Here is a 20,733-nt window from a genome sequence, read left to right on the forward strand (position 1 = left end):
TTAGAGTAGCTCTAAGAATAGTAGTAGCAATTTCGATAAGTCCTCACTTCATTAAGCCACACATCTATTCTCATTTTTAAACTCCTTAATCGTCATTCCATATACTTTTTTGAAAGAACGAGAAAGGTGACTACTATCCGTAAAATTGAGTTGGTAAGCGACTTCCTTCAGTGACAAATCGGTATGTAAAACTTTTGTTTCTACAATTCTGAGTTTGGATTTCAGAATATAGTCAGCCAAACTAAGCCCTGCCTGTTTCTTGAAATACTCTGAGAAATAAGTCTTCGAGATGCCAAACTTATCTGCCAAATATGGGATTCTCAATTTCTCATAATCAAGAATATTTGTATTGATAAATCGGAGAATTTCACCAAAACGACTATCCATTTCATTGGCTTTATCCACATATTTTTTCTCAATACACCTTGCCAAAATATTGAGAATAGCCACCATTATTCCCGAGATAATTTCTTCAGAATACGTATCTGAAATCAAATATTCTTGATAAATGGATTTTATATTCTGAATGATGAAGCTTCGCTCTCTTTCCGAAGAAATGATATCGCCCGGCACTTTATTGTAGTTGGCGATGATATAAGTAATCCGATCAAACCAAGCAGAATAATCGGTGAGTCCATTTTTCTGAAAGTAATGATCTGTAAATCGGATAAAGTAGAAACGAGAGGTCTCTTCTATTTTAAATGAGTGACAATCTAATGGAGGAAGCAAAAATATATTTCCTTCCTGATATTGAAACTCATGTTCATTGATACACTGATAGCCCGACCCTTTTTCTACAAACACGATCTCAAAGAAATTGTGTTTGTGCGGTCTTTTCTCCCAAGTTGAAAGCTCTTCAACATGAATTTCAAATAATCTTTGAACAGACTCAGTCTTCATTGTATAAATATTGGATATTTCATTCTCAAAATTACAAAAACAAGTATTTCACACATACAAAACAGTCTTAACAACTTTAAAACAACAAAAACTACCCTTTTGTATACAACACTAACCAATATTCATACAACAACATCAGTATTGAAATTCTCGACCTTTGTATTGTCAAAAAATTAAAAGAAGGAGAAAAAGATGAATTACGAGGGAAAAGTATACCGCCCTTGGATAGAGGCTAACAGCTTATTGATCCAAGTAACTTTAGGCTGTTCGCACAATACATGTACATTTTGTGACATGTTCTCAGACAAACGATTCCGTGTCAGAAAAGTAGAAGACATATTTGCGGATATCGAACAAGCAAGAAAATACTATCCTTATGTGCCTTCAATCTTCTTGATTGATGGAAACGTAATGGTATTGAAAACAGCTACACTTCTGAAAGTGCTCAACAAAATCAAAGAGACTTTCCCTGAGTGTAAGAAAATTTCTCTTTACAGCAGTTTCAACGACCTTAAGCGCAAATCTGTAGAAGATCTTAAACTTCTGAAAGAAGCTGGATTGGACATGGCTTACATCGGTTTGGAATCTGGAGATAGAGAAACCCTTGAAAGAATTGAAAAAGGCATGACTCCTGAAGAGGCCGTGGAAGGAATGGCTAATGCGAAAGCTGCGGGTATCAGAGTATTGGCATCTTTTATCTTCGGAATGGGAGGAAAAGAACGTTCGAAAGAACATATCGAGGAAACGGTTAAACTATTGAACATCCTTCAACCCGAAGAAATTGCACCAATGGCTTTGGCTATTCAGCCCAACACGAAACTTGAACAACAAGTGGAAAGTGGTGAGTTTGTACGTGCAACACCTCTACAAATTCTTCATGAAGAAAAATATCTTCTTGAAAACATGAATTTTGAGACGGTGTATTGGGGCGATCACGGAAATAATATTGCTCCTATGCGAGGATATTTTCCAGACTTGAAAGCCTCTTTCCTCAATAGAATTAATCATGAAATCGAAACAAACCCAATCACCAAACAAAAAGTACACAATACATATGCTTGGTAAAAGGGAATTATTTTCGGCTGAAACTTTGTAACACATATATTGGGTCTATCATTGAATACTAATTTCACTGGATAGACCCTTTTCTTAAATCTTGAAAGACGACTAAAATCATGAAGAAAACCATATTCATCACAGGAAGTACAGACGGAATTGGAAAACTGACTGCAATCAAACTTGCTAAAGAAGGGCATGAAGTGTACCTACACGGAAGAAATCCGCAAAAACTTGAAGCTGTCATTTCAGAGATTAAAGACTTGACAAACAATGAGAGCATTGATGGATTTACAGCAGACTTGTCAGATTTGGATACGGTTAAAAAGTTGGCTGATGAAGTTTCGAGTAAACTCACAAAATTGGATGTACTTATCAACAATGCTGGTGTTTATAAAAGCCCTAAACCCACAAACAAAGATGGTTTAGATATGCGATTTGTAGTCAACTATCTTGCACCTTATTTACTGACCACGTCCCTTTTACCAATTATCCGTAAAGGAGAGACTCCAAGAATTGTGAATTTAAGTTCTGCGGCGCAATCACCTGTATCATTAAATGTATTGGAAGGAAAAAGCTCGAAATCGGAAGGAGAAACTTACGCTCAGAGCAAACTTGCACTCACAATGTGGAGTTTTGATATGGCAAAAAAGGAAAAAGATATCATTATTATTCCTGTGAATCCTGGCTCATTGTTAAATACAAATATGGTAAAAGAAGCCTACGGACAGTTTTGGTCTTCGGCAGATAAAGGAGCTGATATTCTTCATGACTTGGCTGTTGGAGAAAAACACAGCTCAATGAGTGGGAAATATTTTGACAATGATCGTGGAATTTATGGAACGGCACATCCAGATGCTTATGATGAAGCAAAGAACAAAGCCCTTCTTGAAGTGACTGATAGTTTATTAGGGATGTAAGCAAATTTATTCCTCAATTTCGAGAACTTCTGAGGAGCCAAACCAAGCTTCAGTTCGTTTTTTAGCCAAAGATTTATGTTCATCACTGATCTGAGAACCTACTTGTACCAAGGCTAAACCTAAAGCAGAAATATCATCGGTAAAACCTGTGACTGGTATAAAATCGGGAATCATATCTAAAGGAAGAACAAAATAGACTAAAGCAGAAAAAATGATACTTTTTGCCCAAACGGGCGTATCCTTATCAATTGCGGCATAGTACATTTTCAGCAACTGATAAACGAGTTTAGAACCTAGTTTCTGAACATTGGCAGAAATCTTTTTATCTAATCTTCGAGCTAATTTTTTCTGTTGTTTTTCTTCCATAAAAGAATAAGACTGTTAGCGTTTTAGGAGAAAGTATTTACTGATAAATACTCTTTTCCACCTAATTAGGTTTCACGCTAACAGTCTTATATTTTTTATATATGGCTAATCTTTAGCTACGCTTCAACTTGATCGGCTTATATCCTTCAATTGCAAAGAAAAGGATATAGAAATAACAAGCCAATGGAAGAATGAAACTCCATGTATAACCAATTTCACCTTCTAACCATCCTTGAGCCAATGGAATAAATGCACCACCACAAATCATGGTACACATAATTCCTGAACCTAATGAAGTATGTTTGCCCAAACCAGAAATTCCTAGAGGGAAAATACATGGCCACATCACCGAATTACACAATCCACAAAGAATCAAGAAAAGACCAGCATAAGGAATTGTTGTTTGTTCAAAGTGAATTGAGAATCCACCTGTGGTTTCCATAACCATAGCAGGTATACTAACCCAATTTTCTAAGGCAAATGAAGAAAAACTCAATGCTACAAATGCTATAGCCACCAAAGTGACTACTCTCAACATCTTCTGTGCTTGGAATCTTTGACCTAGATAACTACCCGCAAAACGACCGATCATAGCACTACCCCAATAATAAGCCAAAAGCGAAGAAGCTAATTTTTCACTGATTCCGCCCATATACTCTTCAGCCAAATACAAGATCAAAATAGAACCAATCGCAACTTCTACACCTACATAGAAAAAGATCGCTCCCGCACCATAAAGTAGGTTTCTAAATGCAAGTACACTTCCTTCTGCTTTTTCTTTTGACTCTTCTTCTGATGAAATTTGAGGTAAATTCAAAAAGAACAAAACAACTCCAATACCAATAGTAACTAGTGCCAAAGCAATGTATGGCCCTTGAACGGCGGCTGCTTGTGCCATTTTCAAGGCTTCTTTCGCTTGTTCTAAAGTTGGATGCAGCGATTGAAAATCTGCTAAACTCAGTTCTTTCAAAATAAATGCACCACCAATGATTGGACCTATCGTAGTTGCGGTAGAATTCATTGCACCTCCCAAATTCAAACGAGATGCACCAGTTTTCTCAGGCCCTAAAGCAATAATATAGGGGTTGATTGCTACTTGAAGTAAAGCCAAACCACTTGCTACGGTAAATAAGGCGAATAGAAAGAAGCTGTAAACTACCGTAATAGAAGCAGGAACAAACAATAACAAACCGATACCAATAATAGTCAGTGCTAATGCTAATCCTTTCTTGTATCCTATTTTCTTAATGATTAATCCCGACGGTATTGACATAACCCCATACGCTCCAAAAAAACAGAACTGAATGAGCATGGCTTGCCAAGTATTCAGAGAAAATACGTTTTTCAAACTCGGTATCAAGACATCATTTAATACTGTAATAAAGCCAACCATAAAAAATAGAATAACCATAAGGGTCAATGGCACTCTATAATTAGTTCCTTCTGGGCTTTCCTTTACCTGTCTAGTTTCAACAGTGCTACTCGCTATTGCCATAATTATTAGTTATTGGTTTTTAAAGACGAAAAATCAACAGCCTATCATATTCAGTCTCAAAAAATAAATACAAAACTTCGCTGCCTTAAGATTAAAAATAATAGATTCTCATAAAGAAGATAAAATAAATCGATGTTTGACGAGAATTGACTGATGAACGACTCGGAATTCTTGATGTTCAGAATATAAAAAAAGCGACTTCCGATTACTCAGAAGTCGCTTTATAGTATCTTATAAAGAACTGTCTTATTTAAAGCGTTCTTTCATAAACTTTCTCATTACCTTGCCCGTCAACAACCTTCAAGACAAACTTTCCTTTCAAAGGAATGCTTTTATCTTTTCTTTCGGTCTCCATTCGATCTCTTTTAGGATCAAATTTCACCAAAATCCATTCTCCATTTAAAGTTGCTTCGTAGCTTCTAATGCCAGAAATATCATCCTCCACTCTCAATGCCAATTCTCCATTTGGTCTGCCTATATATTTTACAGTTGGTGCTTCTCGATCTTCCTGTAAACGGAACTTCCCCAACTCTCGTGTATGGAATGTCATGGTTTCTCCATCCCATTTACCTCCGACAAAACTCCAAGTTCCTCTTCGTCCTTGCTTATAAACAGAGGTGTGAGGTGTCACATCGGCAGAATCTAGATCCGTTAATGTAATGGCCATTGATTTCAATAAAACCTGATTTGATTTACCTATTTTATATACCTCTCCGACTTTCTCTTCAGTCAGATAAAGGGTATCAAATAAAGTTTTTTCACTGGAATGGAAATCTGCAAAAGTACCATAGTAATTATACTCTACTCCAGCAGGTATCATTTGAGTGAAATAAGTATTTAATGCTTCATCACCAATTTTGATATAAGAAGGTAAGCCGTTTCTCATATCCCATAAGAATACTGAGTTTTCACCATCTTCATAAGCTTCTAAAGCTTCATCACTATAGAACTGCATTCCTATTTCTGCTTTTTCAGCTTTTGGTCCTTTAATCTTGAGAATATTTCGGTCTAACACATAGCTAATATGACTTTGTTTACTCGAAGATTTCACATCAGTAACATCGCCTAAGAGATCAGCTTTCAAGACACTCATATTCCCAAAACTATCATACATTCTTATTTCAGTCTTATAAGTATGTCCTTTTTCTAATTTGATTTGACCATTCAATTCTTTTGAAGGATAAATCTGCAGTTTATTAGATGGGTCATGATATAGCTTTTGAATCTTTCTTCTATACTTATCCCACGAATTATAATCTGTAAAAGCATGGATATAACGGTTGTCATCAAAAGGAATATATTCCAAAACGTGTTGATAAACCATTTCCCCATCTACCAATACCTCTATTTTATTGAGACCATATTTATTATAAGCTCCTTCAGCTTTATCGTATGCTTGTAATTCTAAACCAACAGTACCAAATGCTTTAACTGTTGGTACTTTATATTTTCCTTTTCCCGTAGGAGTTGCCAAATAATCTTCTCTACCATAAGCACCTTCTACCCTTGCTTGAATATCTAGTGGTTTTACAACTAATCGAATTGGTGTAGGGGGAGTATTATCTACTACTTCCTTGAAATTATATTTCACAGGATTCATCGGACGTTCTAACGAATCTCTCACCTCAAAATGAAGATGAGGACCTCCAGAAGACCCTGTATTTCCTGAGTAAGCTATTTTTTCCCCTTTTTCAAAAAGGTATTTATCTTTTGGCAAAGCAATATCTACAGCAAACTTCTTTTGCTTGTATTGTTCTTCCAGTACAAATTCCGCCAACTCTGGAATGAATTTATCTAAATGAGCATATACAGTAGTCTCTCCATTTGGATGTATCAAATATACTGCTTGGCCATACCCTACAGGCGAAACTCTGATTCTTGAAAGATATCCTTCTTCTGCAGCTAATACTGGCCAACCTATTTTACCTCCCGTTTTAATATCTAAACCTCCATGAAAATGACTAGCACGCAATTCAGCCAAAGTACCCGAAAAATAATGTCGCTGTCCGGGGTACATTGGGAAAAGATATTTACTCTCATCCTCTAAAGCTGCTTGTGCATTTGCAGATTGAATATGAAAAAGTGAAAGGATAAATGATAATAAGATTAATGCTCGCATTTTAAAGATTTCTTCGTTTATGGCTTAAGTACTCCTAAAGAATCAATTTTTAAGGATTATTGATCACTCACAAAGATAATAAAGCTTAAGAGGAGAAAAATAAGATTTTTGTTAGATCAAATGAAGAGGTAGGAAAATCATGTCTTTGTAAATAAAAAATCAGAGGGTAAAAGAGAAAACACTTCTTGAAACATTCTAATAATATAGTTACATCTTTGAATACTCCTATAAATATAACTATCTGAAAATTAATCAAATGAAATAGCAAAAAACCACTTTTATAAGAAATTCTTTTTATTATATTTGACTTCAACCTATATATTTCACAGCTTTTTAAACTCAAGCCAATGAGAATTTCTTCAGCGGTTCAACAGGGATTATTAACCTTGGGTTACATCAGTTTTTATCTTCCTGTACCGTTCTTAAGACATACAGACTCTGCTTATTTCTACTTTATATATATTTTATCATTAAGCTACCTATTTGCACTAGGCTATATGATTTATGATAAAATAAGGTTTAGGAAAGGCTTTGTAAAGAATGAACAGAAATTACCGATATATAGAAGAGAACGAATTATGGTCCCTTATTTCGAGACCTTTTCTCTCTTTTCTTTCGCTGTTACAATGCATTATTTTGAAGGTCTACAAGGCTTTGTCTTGATCAATTATATAATATCACTTTTATACTTAATGAATTACTTCATTCCTGATTTACCTGAAGGATTTGTTAGAGTCAAAAATGGTATTCTAAAAATATCTGGTAGTCCGAAAGTAAAAATTGAAAACCTTAAGGAAGTACAAATCTACCCTTCTACCATTCAGTTAAAGACGATAGATAATTTAATCAGATCAACAAAACATTACGATATTGATTATCCATTAGCGATGAATATTGCTCGTATCTTGGATGACAATGGTATTTTCTACAGAATGACACTTAGAGATCATCCTGATGAAATTAGGAATTACCCTCGAGTGCTAAAGAAAGCAACTGAGGTCTGCTAAAAACTTTCTAGTTACACCCCAAAAACTCCGTTTAACCCACAAAACAAAAAAGCCTAGCATTTCTGCTAGGCTTTATATTTATAATCGAATTGATTATCCAAGTTTAAAGTTGATAGGCAAGATAATTCTCTGCTTAACTGGTCTACCTCTTTGTTTACCTGGTTTCCAAGGTTTCGCTTTTTGAATTACACGAACAGCCTCTTCATCACAACCAGCTCCAATACCTCTTACTACTTGTACATTTGTCAAAGAACCGTCTTTGTCCACAACGAACTGAACATAAACTTTTCCTTCAACACCCATACGACGAGCTTGAGCAGGGTACTTGATATTTTTACCAACCCAACCCAAGAAGGCAGGAATACCTCCAGCAGGAGCAGCAGGGTCTTCTACGATCTCAAAGATCTCTTCAACCACTTCTTCCTCCATATCTTCCATTTCTGGCTCTACGAATTCCTCAACTTCCATTTCTTGGTCGAATTCTGGGATTTCAATCTCGATTTCTTCCTCAATTTCAGTTTCATCTGGAACCTCTACGATAGCAGGTACAGTAATTTTTGGTGGTGGTGGTGGCTTCACGAAAGTCTGAGGAACTTCAATTTGCTCTTCAGCTTCTACATCAAGATCACCAAGGTCCATCAATACTTGCTCTTCAAAGCTTGGGTACTCCATTGCTCCAAGAACAACTCCAATACTCAAAGCCCAACCAAGACCTGCGAACAAGAATCCGTAAGTGCTTAGGTCAGCAGAAGAATATTTCTTCTCTAATACATCTGAAGAACCTTCATTTTGGTGCTTTTCAAGCTCTTCTTCACCACCAGTCTTCATAATCATTTGACCGATGAAAATAGAGAAGATCATGAAATCTACAAATACAAGAATTAGGTTAAATAACTGCAAAGAAGTTCCTTGAGTAGCCTTTAGATACATAAAAGCACCTAGCAAAGCTAAACCAACCAAATAACCAGCAATTCTTTTTGATACACTCATAGCCCCTCCTTCTGTCAGTTTACCGTCTTTAGCTTGGAAGCCGATAAAAACTATCAAAAGGATGAAGTTAATGAGAGGGATACCAAGAGTATCCAATGCCTCATAAAACTTAATAATCATAGTTTATACTTTTTAGAAAGAACTATATAATACAACACATCCGATATACTTACCTATATTATCTAAACGAATTAAATCCGTAAAGATTCTTAGAAATGCTTTTCGGTCATTTTTTTAGCTGAATGTGGGCAAAGTTACATAGCACCACATAGAATTTCAATACAAATTCTCAGCATGATCCTAGAAAACAAAGTTCAAAATTTCTTTGTCTTATCGACACTTCTACATCAACATACAAAAGTAAAAATCCTACAAATTGATGCAAAGCGACAATGTGAACAGGTACCCATTTGAATAAACTGATACCAAATATTAACAATTGATTATAGAATTTGAGCTGATCAGAATACCATTCTGAATTGTATAAACTTTTTGCGAACAAATAAGAGGCTCACTGGAAATGAATACAGCGAACCTCATCATTACATTACACAAGTCTTATTTGGCCATCATGAAGTTTACAGGAAGAATAATACGTTGCTTCACTGCTTTACCTCTTTGACGTCCTGGAGTCCATTTTGGGGCTTTTTTCACAACTCTGATTGCTTCTTCATCACAACCGGCACCAATACCTCTCGCAATCCTAACATCTGTAAGTGCACCTGTTTTATCTACTACAAAATGAACATATACTTTACCTTCAACACCCATTCTTCTTGCTTGAGTTGGGTAAGCAATATTTTTAGCAATCCAACCTAAAAAGGCTCTCATACCACCTTTAGGCACTGCAGGTTCTTCTACTACTTCAAAGATTTCTTCAACCTCTTCTTCCTCTACTTCTAAAGGCTCTACAATTTCCACTTCTTCAACCATAAAGTCTTCTTCGAAGTCAGGCATTTCGATTTCTATCTCTTGCTCAATCACCTCTTCATCAGGAACTTCTACAATTTCTGGAACGGTAACCTTTGGCTTCGGAGGTTCAGCGTGTTGTGTTGGAGGAGGAATTACATCGGCATCACTTTCTACAATTCTATCACTTGTAAGCTCCATTAGATCACTCTCTTCATAAGAAGGATACTCCATCGCAACAAGTATAACTGAGAGGCTCATTAGCCAACCCATACTTGTAATTATATTTCTATAGCTTTTAAAGTCTACTGAAGAAAACTTCTTCTTTAATACATTATTTTTCTGCCCGTGGTGCTTCTCATACGACTCTTCAGAGCCCATATCCATGGTAAATTTCCCTGCCGCAATAGCAAACCAGATACCGTCACAGAACAATACAATAAGGTTAAACAACACTATATTGGTATTATTCTCAATACTCATATAAGAGAACCCTCCGAGTATTCCTGTCAGAAATATGATTTTGATAATTTTTTTAGTTACGCGACGTACTTCATCATTAAAGAACGTTCCTTTCACCATTTTACGAATTGCGAAAAAATAAATGAGTAAAAGATTCGCAATTGGAACAACTGGATTGTTTAGCCATTCATAAAGTTGAGTTATAATAGTCATAACGTATTCGTGTTTTTGGTAATAATTCTGATTTAGTTAGCTTCCTTTACCTGACCTCTATAAAAGAGATCTTTTTTCTTTTTGGATACCCAAAGGTACTTTAAACACTTATTCGTTTTGATGACAAAATATTGAGAATTTAATATTATTATCACTCATACTAATTGATGTAAATCACCTATTAAATAATATTATATAACGAGATACTTAAACAAAAAGACTCTCTTACCTAAGGAAGAGAGTCTTATGTGATTTATAAATCAAAAACAGTTTCCAAATCCTTAATCACTTGAAAAGGATTTGCACTACTTTTTATTTCATAAATCAATTCGTCAAAAATTCTATTTGTAAAAGCTTCGCTACTTTGTATTGCTAAATCAAAAGCTTCTTGGCTAAGTTCTTTTTTATATTTGAAAAGTTGTCTTCTCTGAATTTCCGCCAACTTTTCTTTTAATCTTTCCTCCACTTTATTGATGCTTTCCTCCTCAAATTCCTTCACCAATAATTGATGGACTGCATGGTTTGAAATCGTCATTTATATGAAAATTCAATAGTTGCTTATGTGTTATGATTATTGAGTATAAGTATGTACACTTTGTTGAGCTGACGGCAAGTAATTTACGCCAAACCAACAGATCATTAATACTAAAAATGCTAGTGCTAAAGACCATAAAGGTGCTTTTACTTGCTCTGGGTGTCTGTACCTTAAATGCATATACACCAAATATGCCATCCAAGTGAGGAATGCCCATGTTTCTTTAGGATCCCAAGTCCAATAATGTCCCCAAGCTTCTTTTGCCCAAAGTGCACCAAATAATAATCCCAAAGTTAAAAATCCGAAACCTAGATAAACAAGGTTATTGGCTAATTTAAGATTGTTATAGTCAAATTTCTTGTAATAATATTGATACAGTCCATAACAAGCTACTAAAGAAGAAGCAGCCAATACTGCATAAGAAAAGATATAAACAATTACGTGAGGCACAAACCAAGGACTCTGAAGCGCTGGCATTAGTGTCTTGTTGAAGTTTTCAGGACTCATCCAGTTAATCCCTAAAAATAACACGGACATCCCCAAAGCATAATTCAACAACCACTTATAACCCCATCTGTAATAAGTAAATAACCCCACCAACGGTAAAAAGAAAGAATACAAAAGTCTCGTTTCTCCCAAAGTACGCATAGGCGGTCGATCAAGATGATTCCAAAGGAGCCCAATAAATAAGCCCATTACGGCAACTCCTAACCAACTTCCTAATTGAATAATTATATCTTTTTTTGGCGAAGCAGACAGTTGTACTGTTACTGCTACTAACCAGCAGGCAAATGCAACACCTGCATATATTGGAAAATCTACCCAGTTGTTCATAACCTACTATTTTTTCTCTTGATAACCAGTCCACATAATTTCGACAGCTCCGAAAAGCATCATAAAGATTCCGATGTATACAACAGGTAGCCATGGATCTCTTACAAGCTCAACGACACTTAATTTAGACCAACGTCCATAATTGCTGTCGTAGCTTAACTGATAGACATTCCATCCATCAACTTCTAAAGGATAATTGACCTCTATTCTTTCTTCTGACTGAGTTCCTTCATGAGTAAAGACTGTGACATCAGAAGCATATTTCTTAGGCTCTGGAGTTGTCATCACGAGAGAGAAATCGTTATTCAATCGCATAGCTTCATATTGTCTTCTGAAACTTCCACAACTTACCCAACCTTCTACTTTTTCTCCTGTTGAAAGGTTTGTCACACTTACTTTTGCCGCAGGTGCAGCTCCTTCTTCATTTACAGGTTGGTAATTTCCTACAGAAACTCTTACTGACTCGTATAAATAGTCTTCTACTTTAATTTCCCAACCAGCATGCTCATATTGATTTCCTTTTTCAATAATGACCATACTATTTTGACCTTCTACAAGTTTACCTTCTTCGTTGTTCACAATGGCTAGTTTTGGAGTAAACTCTTCCATCAAGAAATTATTCAACTTGAAGGCAATTGGCATTTCTACAATTTGCCCTTTTTCATTGTAAGCCCTCCACTCAGGTTGACCTTCGTAAAGATCCATGCTCAAACGCTGTAAATCGCCTGCTCCCATAGTTCCTGCTACAACAGCAATCCATAAACCTAAGTGGTTAAGAATAAATCCGACATTCTTAAATCGGAAAGGGAAAATTCTATTGACAGTTGTAAACCCTAGTGTTGTGAGGAAAAACAACATTGTAATCAGAAAAGTCCAGCTAGTCGTCATGTGCGAAAAGCCAAAAATATCTTTTTCCACTCCTTGTGTAAAGTTGGCTTGAGGAATTGTTCCCATAATCGAAACCAACACAAGCAGTGCTACAATTGAGCTAATAGAAGCGGGTACCGAACGTAACCACTTGATAATTGGGTTAGTTTTAAATAAAATATGAATCAATATTGTCAGAACTGCAAAACCTCCCATCAATATCACATTAAACGGATATTTGAAAGCTTCGACTTCTTTTCCTATTGATATTTGTAATAACAATCCTGTCACTACTAATCCGAAAGCAATTAAAAATGACTCTCTATATTCCCATGGAAATGCCCAAAGGGGTTTGACTACTTTTTCTTTTCGTATTTGATCTTCACCTAGCCTGTTTTTTACTGCGTTCATAGTCTAGATTTTTTGTTTGGATAACTCTGAATTGTGACTCTTCTCCATATATGAAGAAGAGCCACTTTTATTTTATTTTTTGATGTGGAGTAAACTAGGTTTAATCACGACCATTGCCCATCCCCAATGATTTGTACTACTAGCCTCTGGCGTAGCTTTCAATGCAAGCATTTCATCTGATGCATTCATCACAGAATAACCAGCTTGGAAAGTAATCGCATCTGAGAATTTGTATGAAGCTGTAAAGTCTAGTTCCGTACCTAAATTTGAATCTAGTACTTCACCTTCTTGCACAAGGTTTGCCATTGCACTAAAGAAATGTGCTCTCACACCTGTCGTAAATGCACCACTATTATATGCTGTCCCTACATAATAGTCACCTAACCCTACATTGTTGGCATGATTACCTACATAAAAGTAATCCATCAAACCGTTGAATTTGTGGTTTGTACCATAAAATGGATTGAATGATCTATTTACACCATCAGTAGCATCTTGGTCTGTACCTGACATTACCTCAGTACCAGCCAATACTTTAAACTTCCCTACTTTATAAGAAGCTTCTCCAGCTACATAGTAAGCATTCAACTCATTGTTAGCTCCATCTTTACCACCTTGGTAGTAATAAGCCGCATTTGCAGCAAAACCATCTTTGCTATAAGTCAATCTTGTACCGATAGTCTGGCTATAAGCAATTCCTAAATCTGCAGCAGTAGGGTCTACTTCAACTTCACTATACTCAATACCGTTATTCAAGAATAAAACACTTACGTTTAGATCACTGAAGCTTTTATTGAACCAAGCAAACTGCATTGCTTTGTAGTTGGTATTGTAGATTTCTCTCCCTAAAGTTTCACCGTCTGCATTGTACGCTGCTCCTGCATGAAATTTAAAATCTCCTTCGTATTTGAACAATGCCAAATCATGGCTACGTCCTTGCATTGCCCAATCTACGTTACCCAAAATACGAGAGTCGTCATACACCAATTCTTGACGTCCGATTTTCAAAGAGAATTTATCTGTAAACAGAATTTCTCCCCATGCTTCATGTACTCCCAATTGATTGTCATCTACCAATTGAGATTCATCACCCCAAGTTCTTACGTCTTGCATAGAGAAACCGAAACGCAGGTTTTGTTCTTTGTTCAGATAGTTCATATTGATTCTTGCACGCTGAGAAATGAAGCTTGCAGGGACATGATCTGAACTTACTGGAGCTTTGAAACCATCTCTGTATTCGTAACGAGCACGGAAATCTCCTGAAAGTTTAAATTCCTGTGCAAAAGTTGCTGTCGATACAAAAATTAGAAGTACCGCTAGTATCTTCTTCATAATATAAAAAGTCTTGAAAAGACTGGCAGCTGATTAAACTGCCAGCTTTATTTGATTGTGAATATGTTGATGCGCTAACGTGATTGATTAGCTTTTAATTTTGATCGTCGTATTTACTTTCTCTCTCTTTTGCAGCCTCTAACCATTTTGGAAGAAGGTTCTTCTTGAAGTCTTCTTTTTCTTTGATTAGTTTTTCCATTGGAAGTCCGATGTACTCTTGTGCTTTTTCTTTTGTAGAGATATCTGGGTAAGGTACTTCTCCATCAAATCCTAGTTTGATCAGAAGTCTAGACAATTTCAGACGAGCATCAGCAGCTTTTACCAAACCTGTGCTTACAATTCTACCTACCTCAACTGGTGCGTGGAATGAACCGCCGTGAGAAGCAGCCGAGAAATCCCATCTCCATTGTGCGTGACGAATGTCTTTAAGGATAGCTTTCATTTGAGCTTCAGAAGCACCTAAATCCCAAGCTTTTTTAGCCTCAATGTGTGCACGAACCAAAAGAATTTCTAACTCATCTCTTGTTTCTTTGATCTTGTCTTGACGCTCATAAACTTGCTTGATCAAGTCTCCTTCTGAATCTCTGTGACAAACTTGACAAGAGTTTGCAACGTTGTTAAGTGGAGATTGAATTTTGTGGTCTGTGAACTTCTGACCACCTTCTGTTTTGTAAGGCATGTGACAGTCTGCACAAGAAACACCTTTCTGACCATGAATACCTGTAAGGTGAAGTTCGTAGTCTGGGTGTTGTGTTTTGATCATTGGTGTACGGCTCAATTTATGTGTCCAATCCGAAAACTCTCTTTCATCGAAGTATGCTTCCATATCTTCGACAGACGTGCCGTTGTCCCAAGGGAAAGTCAGGTATGGAGTTCCTTCTTTACCTGGAAGGTTTTTATCGAAGTAGTACTCAACGTGACACTGCGCACAAACCAATGAACGCATTTCGTTATGTGAAGCTTTTGAAATGTCTTTTCCTTGACGTTCAAATGCTTCAACCAAAGCAGGACGAGTGATTTTCAATGCCATTGTCTTCTCATCATGACAATCGGCACAACCAATAGGGTTTACGATTTCTTCACCGTGTCTTGCCCATTTTCCTTTATAATACTCCTCAACACCAAGCTCGTTCATCAATCTTGGAACATCTGGAGATTTACATGTCCAACAAGTAGCAGGCATTGGTCCGTCATGCTCGTGCTCTGGTCCACCTGTTCTCAATGTATTATGAATATCTTCTACAGCGTAAGTGTGTCCACGCCCTTGGTTATAGTCTTTAGAGAATCCGTACCCTGCCCAAAGAATAACCATACGAGGGTCTTCTTCCAACATATCAACCATAGCACCTCCACCGTATTTTGAACGGAAAGTAGTATCTAAAGTCTCGTAATACGTTTCATATTCTCTTGGGTAATTTGCACCCCATTTTTCATTCCTTGGTTCTAAAGAATTGATTTCATGCTTGTGAATATTTCCAGCCAAAGCTGCTTCTACTCTTTTTTCAGAAACAGAAGAGGCTAACATTCCCAAAGCAAAGACGCCTCCTAGCGTTAGGAAAAATAAAAGCCAACCTAGGATAGGCTTTTTTGTGATAGATTCGTTTAAGTTCTTCATTTTTTAATGTGTTTAGTCTGGTAGGAAATCACTGCTATTCGTTTGATGTTGATGGCTTCATAGCAGCCTTTAACCATTTTGGAGTCGGGCTATCCAATAAAGGAGCACTCACTCCTGCAGGCGTTGACGATTTACTTTTTACACGACCGTGAGGAACTTCTCTGTGGCACTCCCAACATAGTTTTCCTTCGCCATGTGCTCTTTTGGCTACATCAACTCCCATTGTAGAAACAGCCTCGTTCTGATGTGTATGGCAGCGTTGGCAATTGGCTTGAACAACATCTTGACCTGCTTCATGCATGCGAATCACCTGTGGTTCTAAACCCAGTGTAAACATAGAAGAGTGATAGAGACCATCTTTTGCCTTGAAGAAGTATTTAGAAAATACATTGTCTTGCGGAACGTGACAGTCGTTACATGTAGCTGCATTTTTGTGCGAACTATGTTGCCAAGTAGCATACTCTGGAGCCATTAGGTGACAGTTGATACACGCTTTCGGATCATCTGAGATATAAGACCAAGCTCTAGAGATATAGAAGGTGTAGCCTCCTAAACCTGCAATACACCCTAACGCTAAGATTACTGGCAGCCTCCATCTCGGAGGTGGAATGAAAAATAAAATTATTCGGCTCATAACTTTTCGATTAGCGATTAAAAGATGCGATTATCTTTTATTAGACAAATGTTAATAATGAGAGCCAAATAAACCGCAACTTCCATCACCAGTCTTCAATGACAAAAGTCACGGGTAAATAATTGAGAGGATTGAAAAAAAATAAAGACGTAACAACTACGCTTATTAACACTTGATTTACAGAACATTACTTTAGTTAAGGACATAGAATCCCAGCTATACAATCGAAGTTTAACAACTTACACATTGTATATTTTTCGCTCCATAAATGTTAATTCTTTCTAACAATTAAAACATTTAATGTAAATCTGTGGTGGTTAGATTATAAATAAATGTTTTGAAAAAGTTGATAGATAAAGTTAAAAGAGGTGATATATTATTTCGATACTTTTCTAAAGTATTCGTTTCACACAGCTTATAAATGCAAATAAGACGCTCCAGTACCAATTCCTTGACTAAGGTCTGAAATAGAAGTCGTATTTAACATTCGGATATAATCTTCTTTGATAGTTTTAAAGTGAGAATGCAATGGACAAGGATGTTCATCTGAGCAAAAATCAAAGCCCAGACCACAACTGGTTAAAATATGATCTCCTTCCAATGAAGTTACAATCTCTAAAAGTTTTACTTGCTGTTGAGACTCGTCTAAATAAAATCCCCCCTTCGGTCCTTTGGTCGAATTGATCAACCCCCGTCTGCTTAAATTTTGGAGTATTTTCCCAGTAAAGGCTTCAGGACTTTGAATTTCTTCTGCAATTGCTTTCACCCCTACTTTATGATTTTGAATACTCTCAATGCACACATATATCATAGCCCTGATGGCATATGTGCAAGTCTTAGATAACATCACGCTTGTAAGGTTAAATGATAGGCTTTACCCCAATAGAATAGTTAATACTGAACTATAAAGTTACAATATAAAATTGATAGAATTATTTTTTTGAAAAGTTACAGACTTTTAGTTTTTCTAAAGATGTTGCTCATCATTTGTTAAGTATGATTGATTATCCATATTTCATTTACATTAATATGACATATGTCACAAAAAAGAAAGAAGCCCGAATCGAGTGATTCGGGCTTCAAATATATTTTAGCTCATCGAAATGATTACTTCATTAGCAATTTGCTTGACGGCTTAAACTTAGTCAAGTTAATACCTTCAACTGCTGCTTCATACTCTTCTAGGTTAGGAGTTCTACCCAAGATTGTAGAAAGCACTACTACTGGAGTAGATGAAAGTAAAGACTCTCCTTTTTTCTCAGATGAATCTTTTACAACTCTACCTTGGAATAGACGCGTAGAAGTAGCCATCACAGTGTCACCTGGTTCAGCTTTTTCTTGGTTACCCATACAAAGGTTACAACCAGGACGCTCTAGATACAACATGTTTTCGTATTTCGTACGAGCTGCATTTTTAGGTGCATCATCATCAAATTCGAAACCTGAGTATTTTTGCAATACTTCCCAATCGCCTTCTTCTTTCAACTCATCTACGATATTATAAGTCGGAGGAGCAACTACTAGCGGAGCTTTAAACTCTACTTTTCCTTGTTGTGCTTCAATGTTTTTCAACATTTGAGCAAGAATCTTCATATCTCCTTTATGAACCATACAAGATCCTACGAATCCTAAATCAACTTTTCTGTCTCCACCGTAGTAAGAAAGAGGTCTGATTGTATCGTGTGTATAACGCTTAGAAACATCTTCGTTATAAACATCTGGATCGGCGATCATTGGCTCAACAATTTGATCTAGATCTACCTCAACTTCAGCATAGTATTTTGCGTCAGCATCTGGAGTCAATGCAGGTTTAGCACCTGTCTTGATCTCTTCAATTCTCTTGTTCGCTTTATCAACTAATCCTTGAAGAACTTGCTTTTCGTTGTCCATTCCCTTCTCAATCATGATCTGGATTCTAGACTTAGCAATCTCTAAAGATTCGATTAGTGTCTCATCTTCTGAAATACAGATAGAAGCTTTCGCTTTCATTTCTGCAGTCCAGTCAGTGAATGTAAATGCTTGGTCAGCCGTTAGTGTTCCAATGTGTACCTCGATAACTCTACCTTGGAATACATTGTCTCCACCAAATTGCTTCAACATTTGTTGTTGCGTGGCATGAACTACATCACGGAAATCCATGTAAGGCTTCATACTTCCTTTGAAAGTAACTTTCACAGACTCAGGAATTGGCATTGTAGCTTCACCTGTAGCAAGTGCCAAAGCAACTGTACCAGAGTCAGCACCAAAGGCAACACCTTTAGACATTCTTGTGTGAGAGTCACCTCCAATCGTGATATCCCAATCACTTACCGTAATGTCATTCAATACTTTATGAATAACGTCAGTCATTGAATGATACACATGTTTAGGGTCACGAGCAGTGATCAAACCGAAGTCGTTCATGAACTTCATCAACTTAGGAATGTTCGCTTGCGCTTTTGAATCCCAAACTGAAGCTGTGTGACATCCTGATTGGTAAGCACCATCTACCACTGGAGAAATAACTGTAGCAGCCATTGACTCCAATTCTTGAGCAGTCATCAGACCTGTAGTATCTTGAGAACCTACAATGTCAACTTTTACACGAACATCAGAACCTGTATGTAGTGTTTTACCTGGAGTAGCACCTACAACATTTCTGTTGAAGATCTTTTCTACAGCCGTCAAACCTTGACCTTCATGAGAAATCTCTTTTGAAGGAGCAAAAACTACAGGAGCTTCAACGCCCAATGTTTCGGCAGCAAAAGTTTGAAGTTTCTTACCAAATACAACAGCGTAAGAACCTCCAGCTTTAATGAACTCCACTTTTTGTGGTGTCAATGAAGCTGAAATGTCCATCAACTCTTTATCTCCGTTGTATAGTTTTTTCTCTTTTGTATTGATGGTTAAAACAGTACCTGTTTCAACTGAATAAGCTTGTTCTAAAACTGGCTCGCCTGCTTCGTCAAGAACTGTGTTCCCTTCAGCATCTTTTTTCTTCACCCAGTTTTTAAGGTCAATCCCAATACCTCCTGTTACACCTACTGTAGTCAAGAAGATTGGAGAAATACCGTTTGTACCCGCAATGATTGGAGCAATATTAATAAACGGCACATAAGGACTTGCTTGAATACCTGTCCATAATGCCACGTTATTTACACCTGACATTCTTGATGATCCCACACCCATTGTACCTTTCTCAGCGATCAACATCACACGCTTGTCTGGGTGTTGTGCTTTCAAGTCAGAAAGTGCTTGTTGCATTTCTTTGTTGTGCTCAAAGATACATTGTCCGTGTAGTTCACGGTCTGATCTTGAGTGAGCATCTGCACCTGGCGAAAGTAAATCTGTAGAGATATCTCCCTCACCAGCTATAAACGTAACAATTTTGATTTCTTCATCTACTTCTGGAAGTTCAGTGAAGAACTCTGCCTTAGCATAACTTTCTAATAAGTCTTTTGCTACTGTATTTCCAGCTTCGTATGCTTCTTTTAAACGATTTGTATCTGCATCGTAAAGGAATACTTGAGTTTTCAATACTTTAGCTGCCTCTGCTGCTATTGCGGCATCAGTTCCTAAAGCCAAATCAAGTAGAACCTCAATAGAAGGTCCACCTTTCATGTGTGACAACAATTCAAAAGCGAACGTAGGAGTGATCTCTTCTACAACAGACTCACCAAGAATAATTTCTTTTAAGAATTTTGCCTTTACACCAGCAGCACTTGTAGTACCAGGTAAGGTATTGTAAATAAAGAAATTGAGAGAATCTTTACGGTGTTCGTTTGCTGAATCTTTGATCTGCGCTATAATCTCGCTAAGTAATTCTGCTCCATCGATCGGCTTCGGGTGAAGACCTTGTGCTTTACGCTCTTCGATCTCCTTGATGTAATCGTTATAAGTGTTCATAAAAAGCTTATGGTTGTATATGCTGTTCTTGATAGTTAATCAATTAAATCTCTATTATTTTCGCTATTTATATAAAAATATTAACATTTCAGTATTGATTTTCAAAAAAAAGAATAATTCTAAATAATTTTTCTTGATAAATCTTCAAATGTGATAGCCTCTAAATCTATCCTATTATTCTTA

General features: G+C 36.7%; 17 protein-coding genes. 3 read left to right on the plus strand and 14 right to left on the minus strand.

Going from position 1 to position 20,733, the window contains the following annotated elements; translation table 11 throughout:
* Positions 1-51: 51 nt before the first annotated feature.
* Complete coding sequence (locus tag BC781_RS10285) at positions 52-900, minus strand: AraC family transcriptional regulator (RefSeq protein ID WP_109617251.1); 849 nt, start codon at positions 898-900, stop codon at positions 52-54.
* A gap of 192 nt (positions 901-1,092) precedes the next feature.
* On the opposite strand from BC781_RS10285, the gene BC781_RS10290 reads away from it, so the two are divergent.
* Complete coding sequence (locus BC781_RS10290) at positions 1,093-1,965, plus strand: B12-binding domain-containing radical SAM protein (RefSeq protein WP_109617253.1); 873 nt, start codon at positions 1,093-1,095, stop codon at positions 1,963-1,965.
* Between the two features lie 110 nt (positions 1,966-2,075).
* A complete protein-coding gene (locus tag BC781_RS10295; RefSeq protein ID WP_109617255.1) occupies positions 2,076-2,876 on the plus strand; it encodes an SDR family NAD(P)-dependent oxidoreductase in 801 nt (266 codons plus the stop codon).
* A gap of 6 nt (positions 2,877-2,882) precedes the next feature.
* On the opposite strand, the gene BC781_RS10300 is transcribed toward BC781_RS10295, so the two are convergent.
* The 3 genes from BC781_RS10300 to BC781_RS10310 all read right to left on the minus strand — a co-directional run bounded on the left by BC781_RS10300 (position 2,883) and on the right by BC781_RS10310 (position 6,856).
* Positions 2,883-3,242, minus strand: coding sequence for a YkvA family protein (locus BC781_RS10300; protein ID WP_109617257.1), 360 nt, complete (start codon positions 3,240-3,242; stop codon positions 2,883-2,885).
* Between the two features lie 112 nt (positions 3,243-3,354).
* Positions 3,355-4,737 carry a sugar MFS transporter gene (locus BC781_RS10305; protein ID WP_109617260.1) on the minus strand — a complete coding sequence of 461 codons (1,383 nt, stop codon included), beginning with the start codon at positions 4,735-4,737 and terminating at the stop codon, positions 3,355-3,357.
* Between the two features lie 250 nt (positions 4,738-4,987).
* Entirely contained in the window at positions 4,988-6,856 is a 1,869-nt protein-coding gene (locus BC781_RS10310) for a M23 family metallopeptidase (RefSeq protein WP_109617262.1), read from the minus strand.
* Between the two features lie 347 nt (positions 6,857-7,203).
* Between BC781_RS10310 and BC781_RS10315 the strand changes: the two genes are divergently transcribed.
* Positions 7,204-7,863: a hypothetical protein gene (locus tag BC781_RS10315; RefSeq protein ID WP_109617264.1), complete on the plus strand. Its 660-nt coding sequence runs from the start codon at positions 7,204-7,206 to the stop codon at positions 7,861-7,863.
* Positions 7,864-7,956: 93 nt separating this feature from the next.
* Here BC781_RS10315 and BC781_RS10320 read toward each other — a convergent pair whose 3' ends face one another.
* The 10 genes from BC781_RS10320 to BC781_RS10365 form a co-directional block, all read right to left on the minus strand.
* Entirely contained in the window at positions 7,957-8,973 is a 1,017-nt protein-coding gene (locus tag BC781_RS10320; protein ID WP_245935606.1) for an energy transducer TonB, read from the minus strand.
* A gap of 438 nt (positions 8,974-9,411) precedes the next feature.
* Complete coding sequence (locus BC781_RS10325; protein ID WP_245935607.1) at positions 9,412-10,437, minus strand: energy transducer TonB; 1,026 nt, start codon at positions 10,435-10,437, stop codon at positions 9,412-9,414.
* Between the two features lie 253 nt (positions 10,438-10,690).
* Entirely contained in the window at positions 10,691-10,972 is a 282-nt protein-coding gene (locus BC781_RS10330) for a hypothetical protein (protein ID WP_109617266.1), read from the minus strand.
* A gap of 36 nt (positions 10,973-11,008) precedes the next feature.
* Complete coding sequence (ccsA, locus tag BC781_RS10335) at positions 11,009-11,806, minus strand: cytochrome c biogenesis protein CcsA (RefSeq protein WP_109617268.1); 798 nt, start codon at positions 11,804-11,806, stop codon at positions 11,009-11,011.
* 6 nt (positions 11,807-11,812) lie between these two features.
* The gene (locus BC781_RS10340) at positions 11,813-13,084 is read right to left on the minus strand and encodes a cytochrome c biogenesis protein ResB (protein ID WP_109617270.1); all 1,272 of its coding nucleotides are present in this window, start codon (positions 13,082-13,084) and stop codon (positions 11,813-11,815) included.
* A 72-nt stretch (positions 13,085-13,156) separates the two neighbouring features.
* A complete protein-coding gene (locus BC781_RS10345; protein ID WP_109617272.1) occupies positions 13,157-14,416 on the minus strand; it encodes an alginate export family protein in 1,260 nt (419 codons plus the stop codon).
* A gap of 94 nt (positions 14,417-14,510) precedes the next feature.
* A complete protein-coding gene (gene nrfA / locus BC781_RS10350) occupies positions 14,511-16,031 on the minus strand; it encodes an ammonia-forming cytochrome c nitrite reductase (protein ID WP_109617274.1) in 1,521 nt (506 codons plus the stop codon).
* A gap of 34 nt (positions 16,032-16,065) precedes the next feature.
* The gene (gene nrfH / locus BC781_RS10355; RefSeq protein ID WP_109617276.1) at positions 16,066-16,665 is read right to left on the minus strand and encodes a cytochrome c nitrite reductase small subunit; all 600 of its coding nucleotides are present in this window, start codon (positions 16,663-16,665) and stop codon (positions 16,066-16,068) included.
* Positions 16,666-17,080: 415 nt separating this feature from the next.
* Positions 17,081-17,512: an RrF2 family transcriptional regulator gene (locus BC781_RS10360; protein ID WP_109617279.1), complete on the minus strand. Its 432-nt coding sequence runs from the start codon at positions 17,510-17,512 to the stop codon at positions 17,081-17,083.
* Positions 17,513-17,772: 260 nt separating this feature from the next.
* A complete protein-coding gene (locus tag BC781_RS10365) occupies positions 17,773-20,550 on the minus strand; it encodes a bifunctional aconitate hydratase 2/2-methylisocitrate dehydratase (protein ID WP_109617281.1) in 2,778 nt (925 codons plus the stop codon).
* Positions 20,551-20,733 lie beyond the last annotated feature (183 nt).

The organism is Sediminitomix flava (assembly GCF_003149185.1).
Lineage (GTDB): Bacteria > Bacteroidota > Bacteroidia > Cytophagales > Flammeovirgaceae > Sediminitomix > Sediminitomix flava.

Bases quoted from the DNA above. Each gene is read 5' to 3' on its own strand.
- BC781_RS10345 (WP_109617272.1), bottom strand. From the start codon at position 14,416: ATGAAGAAGATACTAGCGGTACTTCTAATTTTTGTATCGACAGCAACT.
- ccsA (WP_109617268.1), bottom strand. From the start codon at position 11,806: ATGAACAACTGGGTAGATTTTCCAATATATGCAGGTGTTGCATTTGCC.
- BC781_RS10360 (WP_109617279.1), bottom strand. From the start codon at position 17,512: ATGTTATCTAAGACTTGCACATATGCCATCAGGGCTATGATATATGTG.
- BC781_RS10305 (WP_109617260.1), bottom strand. From the start codon at position 4,737: ATGGCAATAGCGAGTAGCACTGTTGAAACTAGACAGGTAAAGGAAAGC.
- BC781_RS10300 (WP_109617257.1), bottom strand. From the start codon at position 3,242: ATGGAAGAAAAACAACAGAAAAAATTAGCTCGAAGATTAGATAAAAAG.
- BC781_RS10340 (WP_109617270.1), bottom strand. From the start codon at position 13,084: ATGAACGCAGTAAAAAACAGGCTAGGTGAAGATCAAATACGAAAAGAA.
- BC781_RS10325 (WP_245935607.1), bottom strand. From the start codon at position 10,437: ATGACTATTATAACTCAACTTTATGAATGGCTAAACAATCCAGTTGTT.
- nrfA (WP_109617274.1), bottom strand. From the start codon at position 16,031: ATGAAGAACTTAAACGAATCTATCACAAAAAAGCCTATCCTAGGTTGG.
- BC781_RS10285 (WP_109617251.1), bottom strand. From the start codon at position 900: ATGAAGACTGAGTCTGTTCAAAGATTATTTGAAATTCATGTTGAAGAG.
- nrfH (WP_109617276.1), bottom strand. From the start codon at position 16,665: ATGAGCCGAATAATTTTATTTTTCATTCCACCTCCGAGATGGAGGCTG.
- BC781_RS10295 (WP_109617255.1), top strand. From the start codon at position 2,076: ATGAAGAAAACCATATTCATCACAGGAAGTACAGACGGAATTGGAAAA.
- BC781_RS10290 (WP_109617253.1), top strand. From the start codon at position 1,093: ATGAATTACGAGGGAAAAGTATACCGCCCTTGGATAGAGGCTAACAGC.
- BC781_RS10315 (WP_109617264.1), top strand. From the start codon at position 7,204: ATGAGAATTTCTTCAGCGGTTCAACAGGGATTATTAACCTTGGGTTAC.
- BC781_RS10310 (WP_109617262.1), bottom strand. From the start codon at position 6,856: ATGCGAGCATTAATCTTATTATCATTTATCCTTTCACTTTTTCATATT.
- BC781_RS10330 (WP_109617266.1), bottom strand. From the start codon at position 10,972: ATGACGATTTCAAACCATGCAGTCCATCAATTATTGGTGAAGGAATTT.
- BC781_RS10365 (WP_109617281.1), bottom strand. From the start codon at position 20,550: ATGAACACTTATAACGATTACATCAAGGAGATCGAAGAGCGTAAAGCA.
- BC781_RS10320 (WP_245935606.1), bottom strand. From the start codon at position 8,973: ATGATTATTAAGTTTTATGAGGCATTGGATACTCTTGGTATCCCTCTC.